At 64.2% G+C, this 19,873-nt stretch carries 14 protein-coding genes; 8 read left to right on the top strand and 6 right to left on the bottom strand.

The features are described from left to right. Positions 1 to 401 precede the first annotated feature (401 nt). The 3 genes from XI06_RS11790 to XI06_RS11780 all read right to left on the bottom strand — a co-directional run bounded on the left by XI06_RS11790 (position 402) and on the right by XI06_RS11780 (position 7,113). On the bottom strand, positions 402 to 1,853 hold the full coding sequence (locus tag XI06_RS11790) for an HlyD family type I secretion periplasmic adaptor subunit (protein WP_271605361.1): 1,452 nt from the start codon (positions 1,851 to 1,853) through the stop codon (positions 402 to 404). Then, a complete protein-coding gene (locus XI06_RS11785) occupies positions 1,840 to 3,972 on the bottom strand; it encodes a type I secretion system permease/ATPase (protein WP_237891259.1) in 2,133 nt (710 codons plus the stop codon). Before XI06_RS11785 ends, XI06_RS11790 begins: the two co-directional genes overlap by 14 nt. A gap of 291 nt (positions 3,973 to 4,263) precedes the next feature. After that, the gene (locus XI06_RS11780) at positions 4,264 to 7,113 is read right to left on the bottom strand and encodes a beta strand repeat-containing protein (protein WP_271605360.1); all 2,850 of its coding nucleotides are present in this window, start codon (positions 7,111 to 7,113) and stop codon (positions 4,264 to 4,266) included. A gap of 327 nt (positions 7,114 to 7,440) precedes the next feature. Here XI06_RS11780 and XI06_RS11775 point away from each other — a divergent pair, with 327 nt between their 5' ends. Then, complete coding sequence (locus XI06_RS11775; protein WP_271605359.1) at positions 7,441 to 8,229, top strand: class I SAM-dependent methyltransferase; 789 nt, start codon at positions 7,441 to 7,443, stop codon at positions 8,227 to 8,229. A 3-nt stretch (positions 8,230 to 8,232) separates the two neighbouring features. Continuing rightward, positions 8,233 to 9,243, top strand: a complete 1,011-nt coding sequence (locus XI06_RS11770; RefSeq protein ID WP_271605358.1) for a hypothetical protein — start codon at positions 8,233 to 8,235, stop codon at positions 9,241 to 9,243. 16 nt (positions 9,244 to 9,259) lie between these two features. Here the strand turns inward: XI06_RS11770 and XI06_RS11765 are convergent, their stop codons facing one another. The 3 genes from XI06_RS11765 to XI06_RS11755 all read right to left on the bottom strand — a co-directional run bounded on the left by XI06_RS11765 (position 9,260) and on the right by XI06_RS11755 (position 11,872). Continuing rightward, positions 9,260 to 9,760 (bottom strand): hypothetical protein, encoded by a 501-nt coding sequence (locus XI06_RS11765; RefSeq protein WP_237859393.1) that lies wholly within the window; start codon positions 9,758 to 9,760, stop codon positions 9,260 to 9,262. 163 nt (positions 9,761 to 9,923) lie between these two features. After that, a complete protein-coding gene (locus XI06_RS11760) occupies positions 9,924 to 10,376 on the bottom strand; it encodes a DNA polymerase III subunit chi (protein ID WP_237858308.1) in 453 nt (150 codons plus the stop codon). Then, positions 10,373 to 11,872 carry a leucyl aminopeptidase gene (locus tag XI06_RS11755; protein WP_271605357.1) on the bottom strand — a complete coding sequence of 500 codons (1,500 nt, stop codon included), beginning with the start codon at positions 11,870 to 11,872 and terminating at the stop codon, positions 10,373 to 10,375. The genes XI06_RS11760 and XI06_RS11755 overlap by 4 nt, the downstream gene beginning before the upstream one ends. 342 nt (positions 11,873 to 12,214) lie before the next feature. Here XI06_RS11755 and lptF point away from each other — a divergent pair, with 342 nt between their 5' ends. The 6 genes from lptF to rsmA all read left to right on the top strand — a co-directional run bounded on the left by lptF (position 12,215) and on the right by rsmA (position 19,854). Continuing rightward, positions 12,215 to 13,384: an LPS export ABC transporter permease LptF gene (gene lptF, locus XI06_RS11750; protein WP_237858311.1), complete on the top strand. Its 1,170-nt coding sequence runs from the start codon at positions 12,215 to 12,217 to the stop codon at positions 13,382 to 13,384. Beyond that, positions 13,381 to 14,478 carry an LPS export ABC transporter permease LptG gene (gene lptG, locus XI06_RS11745; RefSeq protein WP_271605356.1) on the top strand — a complete coding sequence of 366 codons (1,098 nt, stop codon included), beginning with the start codon at positions 13,381 to 13,383 and terminating at the stop codon, positions 14,476 to 14,478. Before lptF ends, lptG begins: the two co-directional genes overlap by 4 nt. Next, positions 14,478 to 16,961: an LPS-assembly protein LptD gene (locus XI06_RS11740; protein ID WP_237858315.1), complete on the top strand. Its 2,484-nt coding sequence runs from the start codon at positions 14,478 to 14,480 to the stop codon at positions 16,959 to 16,961. The genes lptG and XI06_RS11740 overlap by 1 nt, the downstream gene beginning before the upstream one ends. 69 nt (positions 16,962 to 17,030) lie before the next feature. Beyond that, positions 17,031 to 17,975, top strand: coding sequence for a SurA N-terminal domain-containing protein (locus XI06_RS11735; protein ID WP_237858317.1), 945 nt, complete (start codon positions 17,031 to 17,033; stop codon positions 17,973 to 17,975). Then, complete coding sequence (gene pdxA, locus XI06_RS11730) at positions 17,975 to 18,997, top strand: 4-hydroxythreonine-4-phosphate dehydrogenase PdxA (RefSeq protein ID WP_271605355.1); 1,023 nt, start codon at positions 17,975 to 17,977, stop codon at positions 18,995 to 18,997. Before XI06_RS11735 ends, pdxA begins: the two co-directional genes overlap by 1 nt. After that, positions 18,997 to 19,854, top strand: a complete 858-nt coding sequence (gene rsmA / locus XI06_RS11725) for a 16S rRNA (adenine(1518)-N(6)/adenine(1519)-N(6))-dimethyltransferase RsmA (protein ID WP_237869391.1) — start codon at positions 18,997 to 18,999, stop codon at positions 19,852 to 19,854. The genes pdxA and rsmA overlap by 1 nt, the downstream gene beginning before the upstream one ends. Positions 19,855 to 19,873: the final 19 nt, after the last annotated feature.

Raw genomic sequence — 19,873 nt, 5'->3', positions numbered from 1 at the left:
CGAGCCCTGCTCCCGCTCATTGACTTCTTGAACATTGAATGATGTTCGGACGCCATGCGCATGCCAGCCTCCACAGTACGAGCACGTGACGATAACGGAGGTGTTGAGAGCCCGAATTGATCCAGCGCAACGCAAGCGCCCCGATCAATCGGTCCGCAATTGAGCATCACTCGAAAGCTAAACGACTAAATCGCGGGAGATTTGCTGATGTGGTTTCGCCGATGGCTCTTTCATCCGGCGCCACGCATAAATCATCTCAATTGGGAACAGACATCACCAATTGCTGTCGCAATGCTCACAATCGCAATCATCGGCACTCGCCGAGACCCGCCTCTCGGGCCGCTGCGGCAGCGCCCTCGAGCCGCGACACAACCTATTGAAATAGCTATAGCTTGGCGAAGCTAGCGTTCCCGCATGATTTCGTGCCGGTAGCGCTGGAGCGGCGACAGCAGGTAGCTCAGGATGGTGCGTGAGCCGGTCCTGATCTCGGCGGTCACCGCCATACCCGGGGTCAGGTTGACGAGCCGGTCGTCCACTTGCATCTGTGTGCGATCGAGCGCGATGGTCGCGCTGTAGCTGAGTTCCTGCCCGTTCGGCTCGCTGCTGTCGTGTTGCGCGCCCGGCGCACGGTCGCCGCGCTCCGGCGGACGGTCGCGGATGATCGCGTCCTGCGAGACGCTGACGACGCGGCCTTGCAGCAGGCCGTAGCGAGTGAAGTTGAAGGTGTCGATCTTGATCGCGGCGCCCTGCCCGGCCTCGACGAAGCCGATGTCGCGGTTGGAGATCATCGCCTCGATCTCGAGGTGCGTGTCTGACGGCACGATCACGAGCAGCGACTGCGCCGGCGTGACCACGCCGCCGACAGTATGGACCGCAAGCTGCTGGACGACGCCGTCGACCGGTGATGTCAGCTGCTGGAGGTTGGTCCGCTGCTGCGCCTTGATCAGGTCGCGCGCGAGGCCATTTGCCTTCTGCTCGCTCTTGGCGAGCTCGTCGGACAGGCTTTTGCGATATTCGGCCACCGCCTGGATGCGGGTCTCCCGGATCGCGGCGACGGCCGACTCGGCTTCCTTCAAACGGCTGCGCTGGACACCAAGCTCCTCCTGCTGCTCGATCTGGAGCTGAAGCGTCTCGTAATAGGTCAGCTTCGAGCCGATCTCCTTCTCCATCAGCGTCCTGCGGATATCGACGCGCTGCTCGGTCACGGGGAGCAGTGCATCCAGCTTGTGGATCGTCGCTGCGATGGTCTGATGCTCGGCCTCCTTCTGCGCTTCCTGACGCTCGAGCGAGGCGAGCTTGGCACGGTGCTCGCCGACCTGGCTGGCGAGAAGCTGCCGCTGCGTCGCGACCAGCAACGGATCGGCATCATCAGGCGGAACGAGATCAGCGGCGCCATCTTCGCCGGCGCTCAAGGCGGCGCGGAGGCGCGCGCTGTTGAGCCGTTCGGCCATGAGATCGTCGTGCAGATGGTCGCGCTCGGCTGCATTCACGGTCGGATCGAGCTCGATCAGCACGTCGCCCGATTTGACTACCTGCCCGTCCTGCACGTGGATGGCGCGCACAACGCCCGTCTCAAACGGCTGCACCACCTTGCTTCGCCCGCTCGACACGACCTTGCCGGTCGCTGACGCCACGATGTCGATCGTGCCCCAGGCGGACCATGCGAGCGCCACGCAGACCAGGGCCATCAACGTAAACGCGATTCCTCGGCCGAGCGGTGACGGCGGGGTCTCGGTGATCTCCAGCGCTGCGGGCAGGAAGGCGGTTTCCTCGGCTCGCCGGCTCTTCCCGCTCCTGAAGGGAACGACTGACGGTTCCGGCTTCGAGGCCGGCACTGATCTAGCCGACCTCATAAATCCCTCCCTGAAGCCGGTGCAGGGTGGCGTAGCGGCCGCCGTTCCTAATGAGCGCGTCATGCGTGCCGTCCTCGACCAGACGGCCGTGCTCCAGCGTGAAGATGCGATCGGCGCCGCGGACGGTGGAGAGACGATGCGCGATGATCAGGACCGTGCGCCCCTTCGCGATCTCCTTCATGTTGTCATGGATGATCCGCTCGCTCTCATAGTCGAGCGCGCTGGTCGCTTCGTCGAAAATCAGGATGCGCGGATTGGTCACCAGCGCGCGGGCGATCGCGATGCGCTGGCGCTGCCCGCCCGAGAGTGTAGAGCCCCGCTCGCCGACCACAGTGTCGTAGCCCTCGGGCAGCTCCAGAATGAAATCATGCGCGCCCGCAAGCCTTGCCGCCTCCATGATGCGGTCCATCGGCAGGGTCGGATCGGCCAGCGCAATGTTGTCGCGCACCGAGCGGTTGAACAGCATGTTCTCTTGGAGCACGATACCGATCTGCCGCCGCAACCAGGCTGGATCAGTCATCACCAGATCCATGCCGTCGATCAGCACGCGCCCGCTCTGCGGCACGTAGAGCCGCTGCACCAGTTTTGCGAAGGTGCTCTTGCCCGAGCCCGAGGAGCCGACGATGCCGACGGTCTGGCCGGCCGGAATTTCGAACGAGACGTCGTGCAAGATTTCCGGCCCTTCGAGCCGGTAGCGAAACGCGACGCGCTCGAAGCGGATGTTGCCCCGGAGCGGTGGCAGCCCGGCGCGGCCAGCGGAATAGGCTGGCTCCGCCGCGCTGTTGAGGATGTCGCCAAGACGCGCGATCGAGAGCCGCGCCTGGTGAAAATCCTGCCACACCTGCGCCAGCCGCAGCACCGGCGCCGAGACGCGCCCCGCGAAGATGTTGAAGGCCACAAGTTCGCCGACGGTCAGGGCGTCGCCGATCACCAGCCGCGCTCCGGCATAGAGGATCGCCGCGGTGACGACCTTGCTGACGAGCTGCACGAGCTGGCTTGCGGTGTTGCCGAGACTGGTGACGCCAAAGCTCGCGGAGACGTAGCCTGCAAGCTGCTCCTCCCAGCGGCGCTGCATCTGCGGCTCGACCGCCATTGCCTTCAGCGTCTCGATGCCGCTGACGCTTTCGACCAGGAACGCCTGGTTCTCGGCACCGCGGCGGAATTTCTCCTCCAGCCGGCGGCGAAACAGCGGCGTCGCCACCGCCGAGATCGCGATGTAGAACGGGAATGAGGCCAGCACGATGCAGGTCATCACGGGCGAATAGGCGAACATCACCGCCAGGAACACCGAGGTGAAGACCAGGTCGATCAGCAGCGTCAGCGACGACGAGGTGATGAAATTTCTGATGTTCTCGAGCTCGCGGACCCGCGCCACGGAATCGCCGACGCGCCTCGCCTGAAACCAGGCCATCGGCAGGGCCAGCAAATGATGGAACAGGCGTGCGCCCAGCTCGACGTCGATGCGGTTGGTCGTATGCGAGAACAGATAGTTGCGCAGAATGCCGAGCGCGGTGTCGAACAGCGAGACGACGACGAGACCGATGACGAGCACATCGAGCGTAGACAGCGAGCGATGTACCAGCACCTTGTCGATCACGACCTGAAAGAACAAAGGCGAGACCAGCGCGAAGAGCTGGAGGAAGAACGAGGCCGCCACCACCTCGCCGAACAGCCTTCTATATTTGCCGATCGCGGCGATGAACCAGGTGATGTCGAAACGCCGTCCGAGGTCGGATAACCCGGCCCGCCGGGTCATCAGGATCAAGCCGCCGTCCCAGATGGCAGACAGCTCGTCGCGCTCCATCAATACCGGCCGCTGCGCATGCGGCGACTGCACCAGCACCTTGTCGGCGGAGGCTTTGGCGATGACCATGAAGCTGCCGTCACGCAGGACCGCGATCGCCGGCAGCGGGCTGTCCGCCAGCCGGCTCCACCGCGTGCGATAGGTCCGGGCTTTCAGTCCAAGAGATCTGGCGCAGCGGATGATGTCCGCTGCGCCGAAGCTTGCCGCACCTTGCCGGTGCCTGAGCTGATCGCGGTCGGCGGCCACGCCTTGCAGATGAAGCAAGGTCAGGAGAGCGTCGAGACCGGTATCGGTAGACACCGCATTCACTGCCATGGGCGTTCTCTGGAGTGGAGCGGCTTGAGCGAGACGGGTCTACATTGAATCGAGTTTGGCCCACGGCAGCACTCTCTCCGTTCCCTCCCCCCTTGTGGGGTCCGAGGCGAGCGAAGCTCGCTCTCGAGGTCAGGGAGGGGGGTGCCATACGGGGACTCTTTCCGTCGCTTTCGCGCTTGCTGCGTCATCAACAACCTGCACCTTTTTCTGGGCTACCCCTCTCCCTAGCCCTCCCCCACAAGGGGGGAGGGATCGGCGCGCTGGACGGGCTCATTCCGGCCGGCCTTGCCGTCAGGCGTGCTGTGGCGGAGCGAGCGTCTGGGTCTGCGCCGTGTGCGGATCGGCCAGGGGCATTGCGCCATGGCCATCGCCTGCGGGAACGAAGCTCCCCGCCATGGCCTGGTTGAGCAGCATCGCGGCCGCCATCGCCGCGCCATCCTGGATGAGGACGTTGTTGCCGGTGCCGCCATCGAGGACGTCCTGGCCGGGGCCACCGATCAGAACATCGTCCCCTGCCCCACCCAGCAGCGTATCGTTGCCGGAGCCACCGATCAGGACGTCGTCGCCATTGCCGCCGTTGGCAACCAGCTGGATGCCACCCTGCAGGCCTGAGGCTGTGATGACGTCATCGCCGTCGAGGCCGTTGATGACGAGCCGGTCGCCGGCCCCCGCATCGGTGATGTTGATGTCCTGGCCGAGGCCCGACACCGTGATGATGCCGTCGTGCTCGGTCACCGTGATGACGTCGCTGCCGGCGGTTCCGTTGACGGTCACAGTATCGGCGGCGCCGTCGTTAGCGCCGAGGTCGAGATTGACCTGGTTGACGCTGGTGCCGGAGAGATCGTTGACGGTGATGTTGTCGGCGCCGCCGAGCGCGTTGAAGTCGATGTGTTCGACCCCGTGCAGGTCCATCGCGATGCTGGCGACGTCGCGGGTGAATAGCACCCGATCGCCATTGGCCGAGATGCCGATGTTCTCGTTGATGTTGGCCCCGTTGAACAGCAGCGTGTCGGTGCCCTTGCCGCCTTCGACGGTGTCGCTGCCGTCGCCGGGATTCCAGACGAAGGTATCGTCGCCGGCGCCGAGATTGGCGACATCGTTGCCGCGTCCGCCATTTACAATGTCATTGCCGGCGCTCCCGGTAATGATGTCGTTGCCGTCGCCGCCGTTGATGTTGAGGCTGGCGAGCTGGCCGGCCTTGATCGCGGAAGCATCGATGACGTCGTTGCCACCTCCGCCGTTGACGGCGAGCACATCACCGGCATCGGCGTGCGCGACCGTCACCTGGGCGGCCAGACCGTTGACCACGATCGATCCGCCTGAGGTCACAACCTTGATGGTGTCATCGCCGGCGGTGCCATTGACCGTCACGCGGTCCGCAGCACCGTCGCCGCTCTGGCTGCCCGGGCCGGCGCTGAGGTCGATGGCGACCTGCGTGACGTCGGTGCCGGAGAGGTCGTTGACCGTGATGTTGTCGGCACCGCCGGCCGCGGCGATCTGCACGTGCTCGACGCCGTTGAGATCCATGGTCACAGCGCCGACGTCACGGGCGAGAAGCGCACGGCTTCCGTTCGCCGAGATCGACATGTTCTCGGCTACATTAGAGCCGTTGAACACGAGCGTATCCGTTCCCGCCCCTCCCTCGACGGTATCGCTGCCGTCACCGGGATTCCAGGTGAAGAGATCGTCACCCGCACCGAGGAGCGCCACGTCATTGCCGCGGCCGCCGGTGACCTTGTCGTTGCCATCGCCGCCGATCAGGAGGTCGGCACCTTGACTGCCGGTGATGGTGTCGTTGCCTGCGCCGCCGTCGATGGTGAGGCCGATCACCGCTGCGAGCGTGGATGCGTCGACGACGTCGTTGCCGCCGAGCGCCTGGATAACCAGCCGGTCGTTGGCGGCCTCCGCATTCGCGATGGTCACGACTTCAGGCAAACCGGTGACCGTGACCGTAGTGCCGACGGCCGTGACCTGGATATGTTGATTGCCGTTGGTCCCGTTGACGGTCACCGTATCGGCCGCGCCGTCGCCTTGCGTGCCGCCGGGAACGGCACCGAGATCGACCAGCACCTGCTTAACGCCGGTCCCGGTAAGGTCGCCAACGTTGACGTTGTCGGCGCCACCGCGCGCATCGAACTCGATCGCTTCGATGCTGTTGAGGTTCATTGTGATGTTGGCGACATCGCGGGTGAAGCGTACCCGGCCGCCATTGGCCGAGATGTCGATGTTTTCGTTGATATTGGCGCCATTGAACACGAGCTTGTCGTTGCCGGATCCGCCCTCTACCGTGTCGCTGCCGTCGCCGGGATTCCAGATGAAGGTGTCATCGCCTGAGCCGAGTTGGGCGACGTCGTTGCCGCGTCCGCCGCTGACGATGTCGTTGCCGGAGCCGCCGATCAAGAGGTCACTGCCGTCACCGCCGGTGATCGTATCATTGCCGGCGCCGCCATCGAGCGTGAGCGAGATCAGGCTGCCGAGACCGTTGCCGGCCGTGATGACATCGTCGCCGCCGCCGGCGTGCAACACGAGATTTTCCGTCGTGCCGATGTCGAGCGAAAATGGCGCCGGGCTCGTCTCGTCGAACCGCACGCGCGTCCCGTTTGCCGTGATGGTGAAGGTCTCCGAGGCATTGCTGCCGTTGATCTGCGCGGTGTCGTTGCCGTCGCCGCCCTCGAACACGTTGCTGCCGCCGCCGGGATTCCAGATCATGAGGTCGTTACCGGCCTCGCCGAAAAGCTGGTTATTGCCGCTGCCGCCGTCGAGCGTGTCGTTGCCCGCGCCGCCGAACAGCAGATCGTTGCCGCCGCCGCCCTTGATCACATCGTCGCCGGCCTGACCGAACAGAAGATCGTTGCCCGAGCCGCCCGTGATCCTGTCGTCGCCGTCGCCTCCGAAAATCTGAACCGCCGGCATCGGTCCGTGGCTTTCGTCGACGGTGATCGTATCGTCGCCGCCTTGCCCGAAAATCTCGATCGCGTTGGTGTTGGCAACAGTGGGATCGCCACCGACCGTTTTCACAGAACCGTTATTGACCAGGATGCGACCGGACTTGTCGCGACCGATCACGAGGCCGTTATTCGCACTGTCGCCGAAGATGGTGAGTTGCCCCGTAACCGGGGAAAAAACCGAGGTAATAGACATCCAAATTATCCTTCGATCGATCTAGCCCCTCCTTCGAGGCGTAGCAGCCGCGAACACGACATTCTTGAATGGCTGCTTGAGACGGGCGTGTTTATTTCTGGAGATTTCCTCCAGATTTCCTGCGCGCCGATCTTGGACCGCGGCGGACGTGATGGCGCGCGCACGTTGCGATGCGCTCGGTTCGCATTGCGAAACTATGTCGACACGCTCGGTAGAGATGCCTTTGCGGAATCTGCTGCGGCAGGTCGCGCACCGTGCTACGGAGCAGGCAGTAACCTTTTCGGCCAAGGAACATTTTTGAATAGGCAATTTTGAGGGAGATCGCAGATGTCGTCACCTGAACCGATCAGATTCACCGACGGCGCGGCTTACGAACGTTTCATGGCGCCTTGGAGCCGATCGGCCGGCAATCTGTTCCTCGACTGGCTGGCAACGCGTCCGGGACTGGCCTGGGCGGATATAGGCGCCGGCAACGGTGCGTTCACCGAGCTTCTTCTTGCGAAGGCCGCTCCTTCGTCGGTTTGCGCGATCGATCCCTCCGACGCACAGATTGCGACGGCGCGGCAAAAGTTCACGGCAAAGCCAGTCGAGCTGTCGATCGGCGATGCGATGGCCCTTCCCTACGACGCCAATCGCTTCGACGTCGCGGTGATGGCGCTGGTCCTGTTCTTCGTTCCCGACCCGCGCAAGGGTGCATCGGAAATGGTCCGCGTCACCAGGCCCGGCGGCACGGTCGCGTCGTATACCTGGGACATTGTGCGGGGCGGCACGCCCACGCAACCGCTGTGGGAAGAATTGGATGCCCTGGGCATACCCGCGGCGCGCCCGCCGAGTGCGGATATCTCTCGCTTTGAGGCGCTGAAGGCGCTCTGGGCGGAGCTCGGTCTGCGCGAGGTCGAGACCCGCGAGCTGGTCGTCGAGCGGACATTTGCCGATTTCGACGACTATTGGCTGTCGATGGTGGTGAGCAGCCCGAGCGGCATCGTGGGAAAGCTCTCGGACGCGGAGAGCGCGGAGCTTAGGCGCCGACTACAGTCGCGACTGCCGTCAAGCGCGTCTGGTGCGATCACGGTGCATGCATCGGCCACCGCGATCAAGGGACGCAAGGCCGCCTGATGATTGGTGGTACTGTCCCCTCGCATCCTGGCGGTCGGCGCCAAGGATGAGCGCCTGGAGATGCGAGTCCAGCAAGTGATGCGCCTGCTTGCCGGCGCCGTTTTCGCGTCGTTCGCGGCGACGCTTGCAGTCATCCCGCATTTTCTGCAGGTCGAGGACGCGATCACCATCGTTCTTGTGACGCAAGGTCTGAACGCGGCCATGATGATGTTCACGGCCGCAATTGCGCACGCCCTGCTGTTTGGTCTTCCACTCTTTCTGCTGGTCCGCCGCAAACGGTCGCGCGTCGGGATTGTTGCCTGCGCGCTCGGAGGCTTCCTCGTCGGCGCAACGCCATTTGGCATCCTGGCATTGCTGTCCATGATCAGTGGCGGCAAGCCGACATTCAGCAATGACTTGCCGACTGAGTTTGGCTGGACTGATTACGTCCGAAGCGTGGGACTCGCGGGGTTGTCGGGCCTTGTCGGCGGCGTCGCCTTTTGGGCAACCACGCGGCCCTCCGAGTCCAATGCGAAATCGTGGAGCATCGTGTCTGCCGCCGCTGCGCTGACCTGCGGCATATTCATACTCCCCATCGTCGTGAGGGATAGAAGCTGCCACGTCATCTTCACGTCGGCCCGAACAGAAATCTTCGCAAATCTGAAAGTGCCGGCCGACGCCTGGCAAAAGCTCGAGCAAAAATTTGCTGACTTTGGTCAAGCGCATGAGCTGTCGCTTCTGCGCGATGAACACACGCAAGAAGGACGCCTGATGTGGCGCAGCCTGAACCTGTGCAACGATGCCGGAGTTAACATCGACGTTTACGACGCGCCATGGCTCGCGTACTCGCGTTCTCCTCTTGCGGACGAAGGCATGACGCTGAGCATTTACTCGCAAAAGAGGGATGCGGATTGGAAACCGCTCGCACGCCAGCTGCTCAGCGAGATCGGAACCACTTGGTCCGAAACAATCACGTTCCGGGGACGGAGCGGCCACCCCCTGTCGTTCGAAGATGCAATGAACGGGCGATCATAGCCGCCCCGGCGACCTGTCAGGTCGCCGCCTTCTTCTTCGCCTTCGGCTTCACCGGCCTGGCGACGACCGGCGGCTCCGGCGTGCCTTCGATCGCGGTGAGGCGCCCCGAGGTGAAGGTGTAGATGCCTGCGCGCGGACCCGTCGTCCACGTGACCACCGCGACGCGACGGCCAGCGGCATCGCTGGAGAGATTGACGGTCGAGGGCGCGCCGATGCCGCGCACCACGTCGCATTCGGTGTGGCCGAGCGCGACTGTGCCGCCAACTGGCGCCGGTGCAGTGGTCGACGCATTGGCGTCGGCGGGACCGGGCGGCGGCGCCATGCCGGGGCAAGCGCCGTCGGCGCTGACGAGATCCTCAGCGCCAACAGGCTTGTCGGGGGTCAGCGGCGGCGATTCGATCGAGATGTTCTTGATGAACAGGCGGCTCGGCTTGTTGAACCATTCAGCGTCTTTGGCGGACGTCAGCATGTCGGATGCGCCCGCGCAGCCCGCCATCAGCGGTGCGACGGCGACCAATACCAGGAGCGACTTTGGAAGCTTTTGATGTCGCACGATAACCTAAATTCCCCGCGTGAAGGAGCTGCCCTAAGCGATTGTCCCAACATCACTTTGCGGCATGAAGGTGGCCGAAACCAATCTGCCCTTGAAAGCCCAAATTATCATTAACCTGGAACGGCCGCTAATTTCGCCGCTGCCACCTTCCCCGTTCGTCGGCCTGCCAATAGGTGACCTCAAATCCGCGCGTCTTGCAATCCGTCCAAGTGCTGCGCGCCGCCGCAAGCGCGTCCGGATCGTCGCCGTTGAACAGCAGCACCATGCGCTCATAGGCTTCCGCATCCTCGGGCAAGGCGGCGTTGTCGACCAGGAAACGGACATTGGCGCCATTCGGATTGTCTGCCTCGATCGCCAGCACGATCGGCTGCTCGGCAACATCGTTCACCCGCCATGTCGCGTGCGGCAGGAAGGAATCGTCGCGATAGGTCCATAGATGCGCATCCAGCGCATCGGCGCGCTCGGGTGACGTTGACTGCACCACGACCCGCCAGCCGCGCTCGAGCGATTTCTCGAGAAGCGGCGGCAAGACGTTCTCAACCGTCATGTTTTGCAGATGATAGAAAAGAACTTCTGTCATTTGCGCTCGTAATGATCGGCCACCAGACGATCAAGCAACCGGACGCCGTAGCCCGAGCCCCAGCTCTGGTTGATGTCGGTCTTCGGCGCGCCCATCGCGGTGCCGGCAATGTCGAGATGCGCCCAGGGCGTACCATCGACGAAACGTTGCAGGAACTGCGCGGCGGTGATCGAGCCGCCGTGGCGGCCGCCGGTGTTCTTCATGTCGGCGAACTGGGAATCGATCAGCTTGTCGTATTCGGGGCCGAGCGGCAGGCGCCAGACCTTCTCACCGCTCTCGATGCCGGCCGCGAGCAGGCGCTCGGCCAGCTCGTCATTGTTGGAGAACATGCCGGCATGATCGGTGCCGAGCGCGACCACGATCGCGCCGGTCAGCGTCGCCAGGTCCACCATGAATTTCGGTTTGCTCTTCTTGGCGACGTACCAGAGCACGTCGGCCAGCACGAGGCGCCCTTCGGCGTCGGTGTTGATGATCTCGATGGTCTGGCCTGACATCGAGGTGACGATGTCGCCCGGGCGCTGCGCATTGCCGTCGGGCATGTTCTCGACGAGGCCGATGGCGCCGACCACGTTGACCTTGGCTTTGCGAGCCGCGAGCGCATGCATCAGGCCGACGACGCAGGCCGCCCCGCCCATGTCGCCCTTCATGTCCTCCATGCTGCCGGCCGGCTTGATCGAGATGCCGCCGGTGTCGAAGCAGACACCCTTGCCGACGAAGGCGACCGGTGCCTCGCCCTTCTTGCCGCCGTCCCAGCGCATGATCACGGTGCGGCTCGGTCGGGCCGAACCCTGGCCGACGCCGAGCAGCGCGCCCATGCCGAGCTTCTGCATCGACTTGACGTCGAGCACCTCGATTTTCACGCCGAGCTTCCTCAGCTGGCCGGCGCGACGCGCGAACTCTTCGGGATACAACACGTTCGGCGGCTCGTTGACGAGATCGCGCGCGATGATGACACCGTCGACGACCGCGCCGGCCGAGGCAAAGGCCTTCTTCGCAGCAGTCGCATCGCCGACCGCCAGCGAGACGTCGGCGCGCAAGGCGCCCTCTTCGCCGTCCTTCTTCCTGGTCTTGTAGCGATCGAACTTGTAGGCGCGTAGGCGCAGGCCAGAGGCGATCGCGACCGCCTGCTCGGTGTTCATGGCGCCATCAGGCAGTTCCGCCATGATGGTCATGGACGCGGAACCAGCCTTGAGCTTGCTGGCGGCCATGCCGCCGAATTTGAGGAAGTCGTTGCCCTTGAGGCTCGAGGTCTTCCCGGTCCCGATCACGATCAACCGTTCGGCCTTCAGGCCTTCGGGGGCGAGGATGTCCAGCGCGGCGCCGCTTTTGCCCTTGAATGAGCCGGCCGCCGCCGCCCGCTTCACAAGTTCGCTGGCACCGCCCAGCGCCTTGGCGGTTGCCAGGCCAACCTTCAGAGCATCGTCACAAAATACGACCAGAATGCCACGGGCGGCGGAAGCGAGCGGGACGAAGCCGACCTTGATGGCATCGGACATGGGTAACTCCTCGAAAACATGGGGCTTTTTGCCGATCGATCGATACGGTCGAAAGCCGGACCTGAACGGCGATTCACTCTGCTTTCCACACTATGGGCGAGATCGGCGGTCGATGCCAAGCACCGCCCGTGGCGTGGAGGTCACATCAAGGGAAATATTAACCATATATTGACGGTGCCACGGGTCAGCCATTTTGTTGACGGATCAAAGGGATGGTAGTGAGAAAGTAAGCTGCCGGAAGAGCCGGTTGGGCGACCTCGGGGATCCCCGTCAGGGGATTGGTCGAACAGCCGGAATTCCGGTGCGCGCGTTGGGGCTTTGGTGGGATTCGTGCGGTAGCGCATGGGGTCGATTGACAGGTATATTTTCCGCACGACGCTGGCGTCGTTTGCGCTGGTCCTGGTCAGCCTCACCGGCGTGATCTGGATTACGCAGGCGTTGCGCGGCATCGACCTGATGACGAGCCAGGGTCAGACCATCATGACCTTCCTCGGCATCACCAGCCTCGTGATCCCGGCGCTGGTGCTGATCATCTCGCCGATCGCGCTGATGATCGCGATCTCGCACACGTTGAACAAGCTCGCGACCGATTCCGAGATCATCGTGATGAATGCCGCCGGCTTCTCGCCGTTCCGGCTGTTCTATCCGTTCTTCTACGCCACCTGCGTGGTGGCGCTGCTGGTGGCCTTCATCGCGGCCTACCTCGCCCCCGACGGCATGCGGCGGATCAAGCAATGGGACGCCGAGATCACCGCCGACGTGCTCACCAACATCCTGCAGCCCGGCCGCTTCGCCCAGCTGGACAAGAACCTCACGATCCGCATCCGCGAGCGGCTGCCCGGCGGGATCCTAGCCGGCATCTTCATCGACGACCGCCGCGATCCCAACGAGCGCGTCTCGATCGTCGCCGAGCATGGCGAGGTCGTGAAGAACGAGAACGGATCGTTCCTGGTGCTCAAGGACGGCAATCTCCAGCGCTTCGAGGCCGGCAAGCGCGACCCCGCGCTGGTGGCATTCGGCCGCTACGGCTTCGACATGTCGAAGTTCGGCAATCAGGGCCACGACGTCACCCTCGGCATTCGCGAGCGCTATCTTTGGGAGCTGTTCACGCCGTCCCAGGACGATCCCGTCTACAAGGCGGTCCCCGGCCAGTTCTGGTCGGAGCTGCATGATCGCCTGATGGCGCCGCTCTACCCGTTCGCCTTTGCGGCGCTGACCTTCGCCTTCCTCGGCGCGCCGCGCACGACGCGGCAGAGCCGCAACTTCTCGATCGGCGGTTCGGTGCTCGCGGTGTTTGGGCTGCGCATGGCCGGCTTTGCCTGCTCCGTGATGGCCGTGAAGACGCCATTCGTCGCCGGCGTGCAATATGCAATGCTGGTGGTCGCGATCGGCACCGGCATGTGGATGATCGTCGGCGGCATCGTGGTCGAGCCGCCGCCCGGCCTGCTGGAGGCCATCAACAGGTCGAACGCGCGGATCGCGCGGCTGTTCGGACGGCCGGCCGCCGCATGAGCATGCTCACCAACACGCTCGGGCGCTATTTCGCCGGCCGCTTCGTGGTCGCCGCACTCGGCGTGTTCGCGAGCATTTTCCTGCTGCTGGTGCTGGTCGATTACATCGAGATGGTGCGCAAGACTTCAGGGCTCGCCTCCGCCTCCGCGATCATGGTGGCCGAGACCTCGTTGTTCCGGGTGCCGCAATTGCTGGAGAAGCTGACGCCGTTCTGCATGCTGATCGGCGCCATGACCTGCTATCTCGCCCTCTCCCGCCGGCTCGAGCTCGTGGTGGCGCGCGCGGCCGGCATCTCGGCCTGGCAGTTCATCTCGCCGGCGCTCGGCAGCGCGCTGCTGATCGGCGTGCTCGCCACGGTCGCCTACAATCCGATGTCGGCCAATTTGCGCGAACTGTCCAAGCGCATGGAAGCCGAGCTGCTCGGCTCGGCGCCCGGCGGCGGCATCCAGGACGCCTCGGGCTTCTGGCTCAACCAGGTGACCAACGACGGCCAGACCATCATCAACGCCGCACGCAGCGAGCAGCAGGGCATCCGGCTCACGGGCCTTACGCTGTTCCGGTTTGACACAGATCAGCACTTCAAGGAGCGGATCGAGGCGCGCGAGGCGACGCTCGAGTCCGGCCATTGGCTGTTCAAGGGCGTGCGCCGCTTCACGCTCGACGCCCCGCCGGTCGACCAGGCTAGCCTGGAGATTCCGACGACGCTGACCGAGGCGCAGGTCCGCAACAGCTTTTCCACACCCGAGACTGTGTCCTTTTGGCAACTACCGAGCTACATCCGCTCGTCCGAGAGCTCGGGCTTCGCGACAGCCGGCTATCGACTCCAGTATCACAAATTGCTGGCACAGCCGTTTTTGCTCGCCGCCATGGTGATGCTCGCGGCCTCTGTGTCGTTGCGCTTCTTCCGGATGGGTGGCGTACAGAAGATGGTTTTGAGTGGCGTGGGCGCAGGCTTTCTGCTCTACGTTCTGTCGAAAGTGACTGAAGACTTGAGCAAGGCTGAGTTGATGCATCCGATCGCTGCGGCGTGGTTGCCCGTAGTGGTGGGCGGCCTCACCGGCTTTTTGGCCTTGCTGTATCAGGAGGACGGATAGTGACGGCCGTCCGCCGAGGACATCCGGCTGGCTGGGCGCAGCGCAACGTGGTGCGCGCGAACGGAGGCGGCTTGTCAATCCGCAAGCTCGTGCTCGCCGCTATTGCCGTCGCCTCGCTCGCCGGGATGATGGATGCCGCGGTGACGCCTGCGGCCGCGCAGAGCTTCACCTATAATCCGCTGCCGCCGCGTCCGAAGCCGCCGCGGGCCGCCAATGACGGCCAGATGCTCGTGCAGGCGACCGAGGTCGACTACGACTACAACAATTCGCGCGTCTCGGCGGTCGGCAACGTCCAGCTGTTCTACAATGGCACCAGCGTCGAGGCCGACAGGGTCATCTACGACCAGAAGACCAAGCGGCTGCATGCCGAGGGCAACATCCGCATGACGGATGCCGACGGCAAGATCACCTATGCCGAGATGATGGACCTGTCCGACGACTACCGCGACGGTTTCGTCGATTCGCTACGCGTGGACACCGAAGATCAGACCCGCATGGCCGCAACCCGCGCCGACCGCTCCTCGGGCAATTACACCGTGTTCGAGAACGGCGTTTACACGGCCTGCGCGCCGTGCCGGGACGATCCGAAGAAGCCGCCGCTCTGGCAGGTCAAGGGTGCCCGCATCATCCACGACCAGCAGGAGAAGATGCTGTATTTCGAGACGGCGCAGCTCGAATTCTTCGGCGTGCCGCTCGCCTACATGCCCTACTTCTCAACGCCAGACCCGACCGTGAAGCGCAAGACCGGTTTCCTGATGCCGGGCTTCACCTCCTACACGGCGTTTGGCTACGGGGTCGAAGTCCCGTTCTATTGGGCGATCGCGCCCGATATGGACGCAACCTTCAACCCGCGCATCACCTCCAGGCAGGGCGTGCTGTTCCAGGCCGAGTTCCGCCAGCGCCTGCAGGACGGCGCCTACCAGGTTCGCGTCTACGGCATCGACCAGCTCGATCCGGGCCATTTCGTCGGCCAGCCCGGCGACCGCCAGTTCCGTGGCGGCGTCGAGACCAAGGGCCAGTTCGCTCTGAACGACAAATGGGTCTGGGGCTGGGACGGCGTCCTATTGTCCGATTACTATTTCATGTCGGACTACCGCCTGTCGGCCTATCGCGATCCGCTCGGATCGTTCCTGAATCTGCCGACGGAAGCGATTTCGCAGCTCTATCTGACCGGCGTCGGCAATCGCAGCTTCTTCGATGCCCGCACGATGTACTTCCTGAGCTTCTCGGGCAACCAGCAGCAGGTCCCGGTCGTCTATCCCGTGATCGACTACTCGAACGTGCTCAATTATCCGATCTTCGGAGGCGAGGTCTCCTACAAGACGAATTTCGTCAATCTGACGCGTAACGACGCGACGTTCGATCCGATCACGACGTTGGCCAATACCAACAGCCTGTGCACGATGCTCTCGGCCGATCCGCTCGCGCGCACGCCGGCGCAGTGCCTGCTGCGCGGCTTCCCCGGCACCTACACCCGCCTGTCGGCGGAGGCGCAATGGCGCAAGTCCTACACCGATCCCTTCGGCGAGATCTGGACGCCGTTCGCGATCCTGCGCGCCGACGCGATCAACTCCGAGGTTTCGAACCAGCCGGGCGTGGCGAACTACCTGCCCGTCGGCGACACCCAGGCATTCCGCCTGATGCCGACCGTCGGCCTCGAATACCGCTATCCCTTCATCAACGTTCAGCCCTGGGGCTCGACCACCATCGAGCCGATCGCCCAGGTCATTATCCGTCCAAACGAGACCTATGCCGGCAAGCTTCCGAACGAGGACGCGCAGAGCATGGTGTTCGACGCCTCGAACCTGTTCAGTGTCGACAAGTTCTCCGGCTATGACCGCGTCGAGGGCGGCGGCCGCGCCAATGTCGGCGTGCAGTCGACCACGCAGTTCGACAGGGGTGGCGCGATCAAGGTGCTGTTCGGCCAGTCCTACCAGCTGTTCGGCATGAACTCCTTCGCGGTGCAGGACTCCATCAACACCGGAATCAATTCCGGCCTGGACAAGCCGCGCTCGGATTACGTGGCCAGCGCCAGCTATTCGCCGAACAGCACCTATACGTTCAGCGTCCGCTCCCGCATGGACGAGCAGACCTGGAACTTCCAGCGCTTCGAGGCGGAAGGCCGCGCCAATTTCAATCGCTGGTCGGTCAGCATGCTGTACGGCAATTACGCCGCCCAGCCTGAGCTCGGCTACCTGACCCGGCGCGAGGGCATCCTGACGACGGGCTCGATTAAGGTCGCGACCAACTGGGTGGTGACGGGCTCGGCGCGCTGGGATCTCCAGGCCAACAAGATCAACCAATATGTGCTCGGCGCCGGCTATGTCGACGATTGCTTCGTGCTGGCGGCGAACTATGTAACTTCGTATGCCTACTCCGCGGGCACCACGCCGCCCGTGCTGAGCCACGCGTTCATGTTCCAGATCGGCTTGCGCACGCTGGCGACCTCGACGGGGGCCAGCAGTTCCGCCGGCATCCAGTGAACCCGTCCAAAATGCCGGCCGCGCGATCCCTATCGCAGGATCATTTCGGCTGACATGCGAGCGACAACCATGACGACCTCCTTGCCTGTGTTCCGCCTCCTCCCTCCTGCTCTCGGCGCCTTGCTGGTCGCCATGCTCGTGCTCGCCGGCGCGCCGGCCCGGGCGCAAAACATCGTGGTAATGGTCAACGGTGATCCCATCACCGATTTCGACATCGAGCAGCGCTCCAAGCTCGACACGCTGACAACGCAGAAGACGCCGAGCCGGCAGGACGTCATCAACACGCTGATCGACGACAAGATCAAGATCAAGGAAGGCAAGAAATACGGCGTCGATCCCACCGCCGCCGACGTCAACCAGTCCTACGAGGGTATGGCGCAGCGCATGCGCATCTCGCCCGATCAGCTCACGAAGTCGCTCGAGGTCAAGGGCATACGTCCCGACGTCCTCAAGAGCCGCATGAAGTCCGAGATGGTCTGGACCAGCCTCGTGCGCGGCCGGTTCAAGGAGAAGCTGATCGTCGGCGAGAAGGACGTCGCCGACAAGGTGCGCGAAGGCGGCACCGAGAAGCTCCAGATCGAGGGCACCGAATACAAGATGCAGCCGATCGTGCTGATCGTGCCGCGCGGCTCGTCTGCGGGCTTGCAGGAGTCGCGGATGAAGGAAGCCGAGACCTATCGCGCGCGCATCGGGAGCTGCGAGGAAGCCAATTCGCTGTTCCGCGCGACGCCGAACGCCACCATCCGCGAGAGCGTCACCAAGACCACGGCAGATCTGCCGGAGGCGCTGCGCAAGGTGCTCGACGACACCCCGATCGGTCATCTGACCGCGCCCGAGGTGACCAAGGCAGGTATCGAAATGGTGGTGCTGTGCGACCGCAAGCCGACCACCATCGATACGCCGAAGAAGCGTGAGATCCGCGACAAGATGTACGTGGAGAAATACGAGAAGACCCAGAAGGCCTATCTCGACGAACTCCGCAAAGCGGCGATGATCGAATATCGCAACCGCTGATGGCCGCTCCTACAAAGCCCCTCGCGCTCACGCTGGGAGAACCCGCCGGCATCGGCCCCGACATCACCATCGCCGCCTGGCTGAGGCGCCGCGAGCTCGGCCTGCCCGCCTTTTACTTGCGCGGCGACGAGGCGTTCATCGCCCGGCGCGCCAAGACACTGGGCAAGGGGCTCGGCACCGACATCGCGATCGCCTCGGTGAGCCCAGGCGAGACCGAGGCCGCCTTTGCCGACGCCCTGCCCGTTGTTGCGACCGGAGAGCACGCGACCGCAGAGCCCGGCAAGCCCGACGCCTCGAGCGCACCGGCCGCGCTCGCCTCGATCCGCGAAGCGGTCGCCGACGTGCGGGCGGGCCACGCCAGCGCCGTCGTCACCAATCCCATTGCCAAGAGCGTGCTCTACCGAGCCGGCTTCCGCCATCCCGGTCACACCGAATTCCTCGCAGAGCTCGCCGAAGCGGACGGACGCGTGCCGCAGCCGGTGATGATGCTGTGGTCGCCGCGACTCGCCGTGGTGCCGGTGACGATCCACGTGTCATTGCGCGATGCCCTCACCCAGCTCACGAGCGATCTCATTGTCTCGACCGTGCGCATCGTTGCGACCGAGCTGAAATCCCGTTTCGGCATTGCCCGACCGCGCATTGCGATCTCCGGACTCAATCCGCATGCCGGCGAGGACGGCTCGCTCGGCCACGAGGAGCAGACCGTGATCGCGCCGGCGCTCAAGGTGCTGCGCAACGACGGTATCGACGCCAGGGGGCCGCTGCCCGCCGACACCATGTTCCATGAAGCCGCGCGCACCAGCTATGACTGCGCCGTCTGCATGTATCACGACCAGGCGCTGATCCCGATCAAGACCGTGGCGTTCGACGACGCGGTCAACGTCACGCTCGGCCTGCCCTTCATCCGTACCTCGCCGGATCACGGCACCGCCTTCGACATCGCCGGCACCGGCAAGGCCAACCCGGCGAGCCTGATCGCCGCGCTGAAGCTTGCCAGCCGCATGGCGGCTGCAAACAGCTGATGAGCGCGATCGACGACCTCCCGCCGCTGCGCGAGGTCATTCGCCAGCACGCGCTGTCGGCCCGCAAATCGCTGGGTCAGAATTTTCTGCTCGATCTCAACCTTACCGCGCGCATCGCCCGCGCGGCTGCGCCGCTTGAAGAGAGCACCATTGTCGAGATCGGCCCCGGCCCCGGTGGACTGACCCGCGCGCTGCTCGCGCTCGGCGCCAAGCGCGTCATTGCCATCGAGCATGACGAGCGCGCCATTCCTGCCTTGCAGGATATTTCCGCGCGCTACCCTGACAGGCTCGAGATCGTGCATGGCGATGCCATGACCTTCGACCCGCGACCGCTGCTCGGCGGCGAGCGCGCCAAGATCGTCGCCAATCTCCCCTACAACATCGCGACCCAGCTTCTGATCAACTGGCTCACCATCGAACCCTGGCCGCCCTGGTACGACATGATGGTGCTGATGTTTCAGCGCGAGGTCGGCGAGCGCATCGTCGCGCGCGAGGACGAGGACGCCTACGGCCGGCTCGGCGTGCTCGCCAACTGGCGCTGCGAAACAAAGATCCTGTTCGACATTGCGCCGTCCGCCTTCGTGCCGCCGCCGAAAGTCACCTCCTCCGTCGTGCGGCTGGTGCCGCGCCACGAGCCTCTGCCGTGCGATCGCAAGTTGCTCGAGCAGGTCGCAGCCGCGGCCTTCGGACAGCGCCGGAAAATGCTGCGGCAGAGCCTGAAATCGCTTCAAGCGGATCCTGCGCGGCTTGCTGCTGCCGCCGGTGTCGATGCGACGCGGCGCGCCGAGACGATCCCCATCTCCGGCTTTGTTGCCATGGCGCGTGAATTGGCGGATATACGCAGCGAAGCTGGGTAACAAGAATTCCGGAGGAAGA

Origin of the sequence: Bradyrhizobium sp. CCBAU 11434 (genome assembly GCF_028128895.1) — a bacterium.
Taxonomy (GTDB): domain Bacteria; phylum Pseudomonadota; class Alphaproteobacteria; order Rhizobiales; family Xanthobacteraceae; genus Bradyrhizobium; species Bradyrhizobium zhengyangense.
Note: the sequence above shows the minus strand (reverse complement) of the source record. Positions and strands in the feature narration are given on the sequence as shown.

Excerpts from the sequence above, each read along its gene's own strand:
- XI06_RS11780 (WP_271605360.1), bottom strand. The coding sequence starts at position 7,113 with ATGTCTATTACCTCGGTTTTTTCCCCGGTTACGGGGCAACTCACCATC.
- XI06_RS11785 (WP_237891259.1), bottom strand. The coding sequence starts at position 3,972 with ATGGCAGTGAATGCGGTGTCTACCGATACCGGTCTCGACGCTCTCCTG.
- XI06_RS11735 (WP_237858317.1), top strand. The coding sequence starts at position 17,031 with ATGACGACCTCCTTGCCTGTGTTCCGCCTCCTCCCTCCTGCTCTCGGC.
- rsmA (WP_237869391.1), top strand. The coding sequence starts at position 18,997 with ATGAGCGCGATCGACGACCTCCCGCCGCTGCGCGAGGTCATTCGCCAG.
- XI06_RS11775 (WP_271605359.1), top strand. The coding sequence starts at position 7,441 with ATGTCGTCACCTGAACCGATCAGATTCACCGACGGCGCGGCTTACGAA.
- XI06_RS11790 (WP_271605361.1), bottom strand. The coding sequence starts at position 1,853 with ATGAGGTCGGCTAGATCAGTGCCGGCCTCGAAGCCGGAACCGTCAGTC.
- XI06_RS11755 (WP_271605357.1), bottom strand. The coding sequence starts at position 11,872 with ATGTCCGATGCCATCAAGGTCGGCTTCGTCCCGCTCGCTTCCGCCGCC.
- XI06_RS11760 (WP_237858308.1), bottom strand. The coding sequence starts at position 10,376 with ATGACAGAAGTTCTTTTCTATCATCTGCAAAACATGACGGTTGAGAAC.
- lptG (WP_271605356.1), top strand. The coding sequence starts at position 13,381 with ATGAGCATGCTCACCAACACGCTCGGGCGCTATTTCGCCGGCCGCTTC.
- lptF (WP_237858311.1), top strand. The coding sequence starts at position 12,215 with ATGGGGTCGATTGACAGGTATATTTTCCGCACGACGCTGGCGTCGTTT.
- pdxA (WP_271605355.1), top strand. The coding sequence starts at position 17,975 with ATGGCCGCTCCTACAAAGCCCCTCGCGCTCACGCTGGGAGAACCCGCC.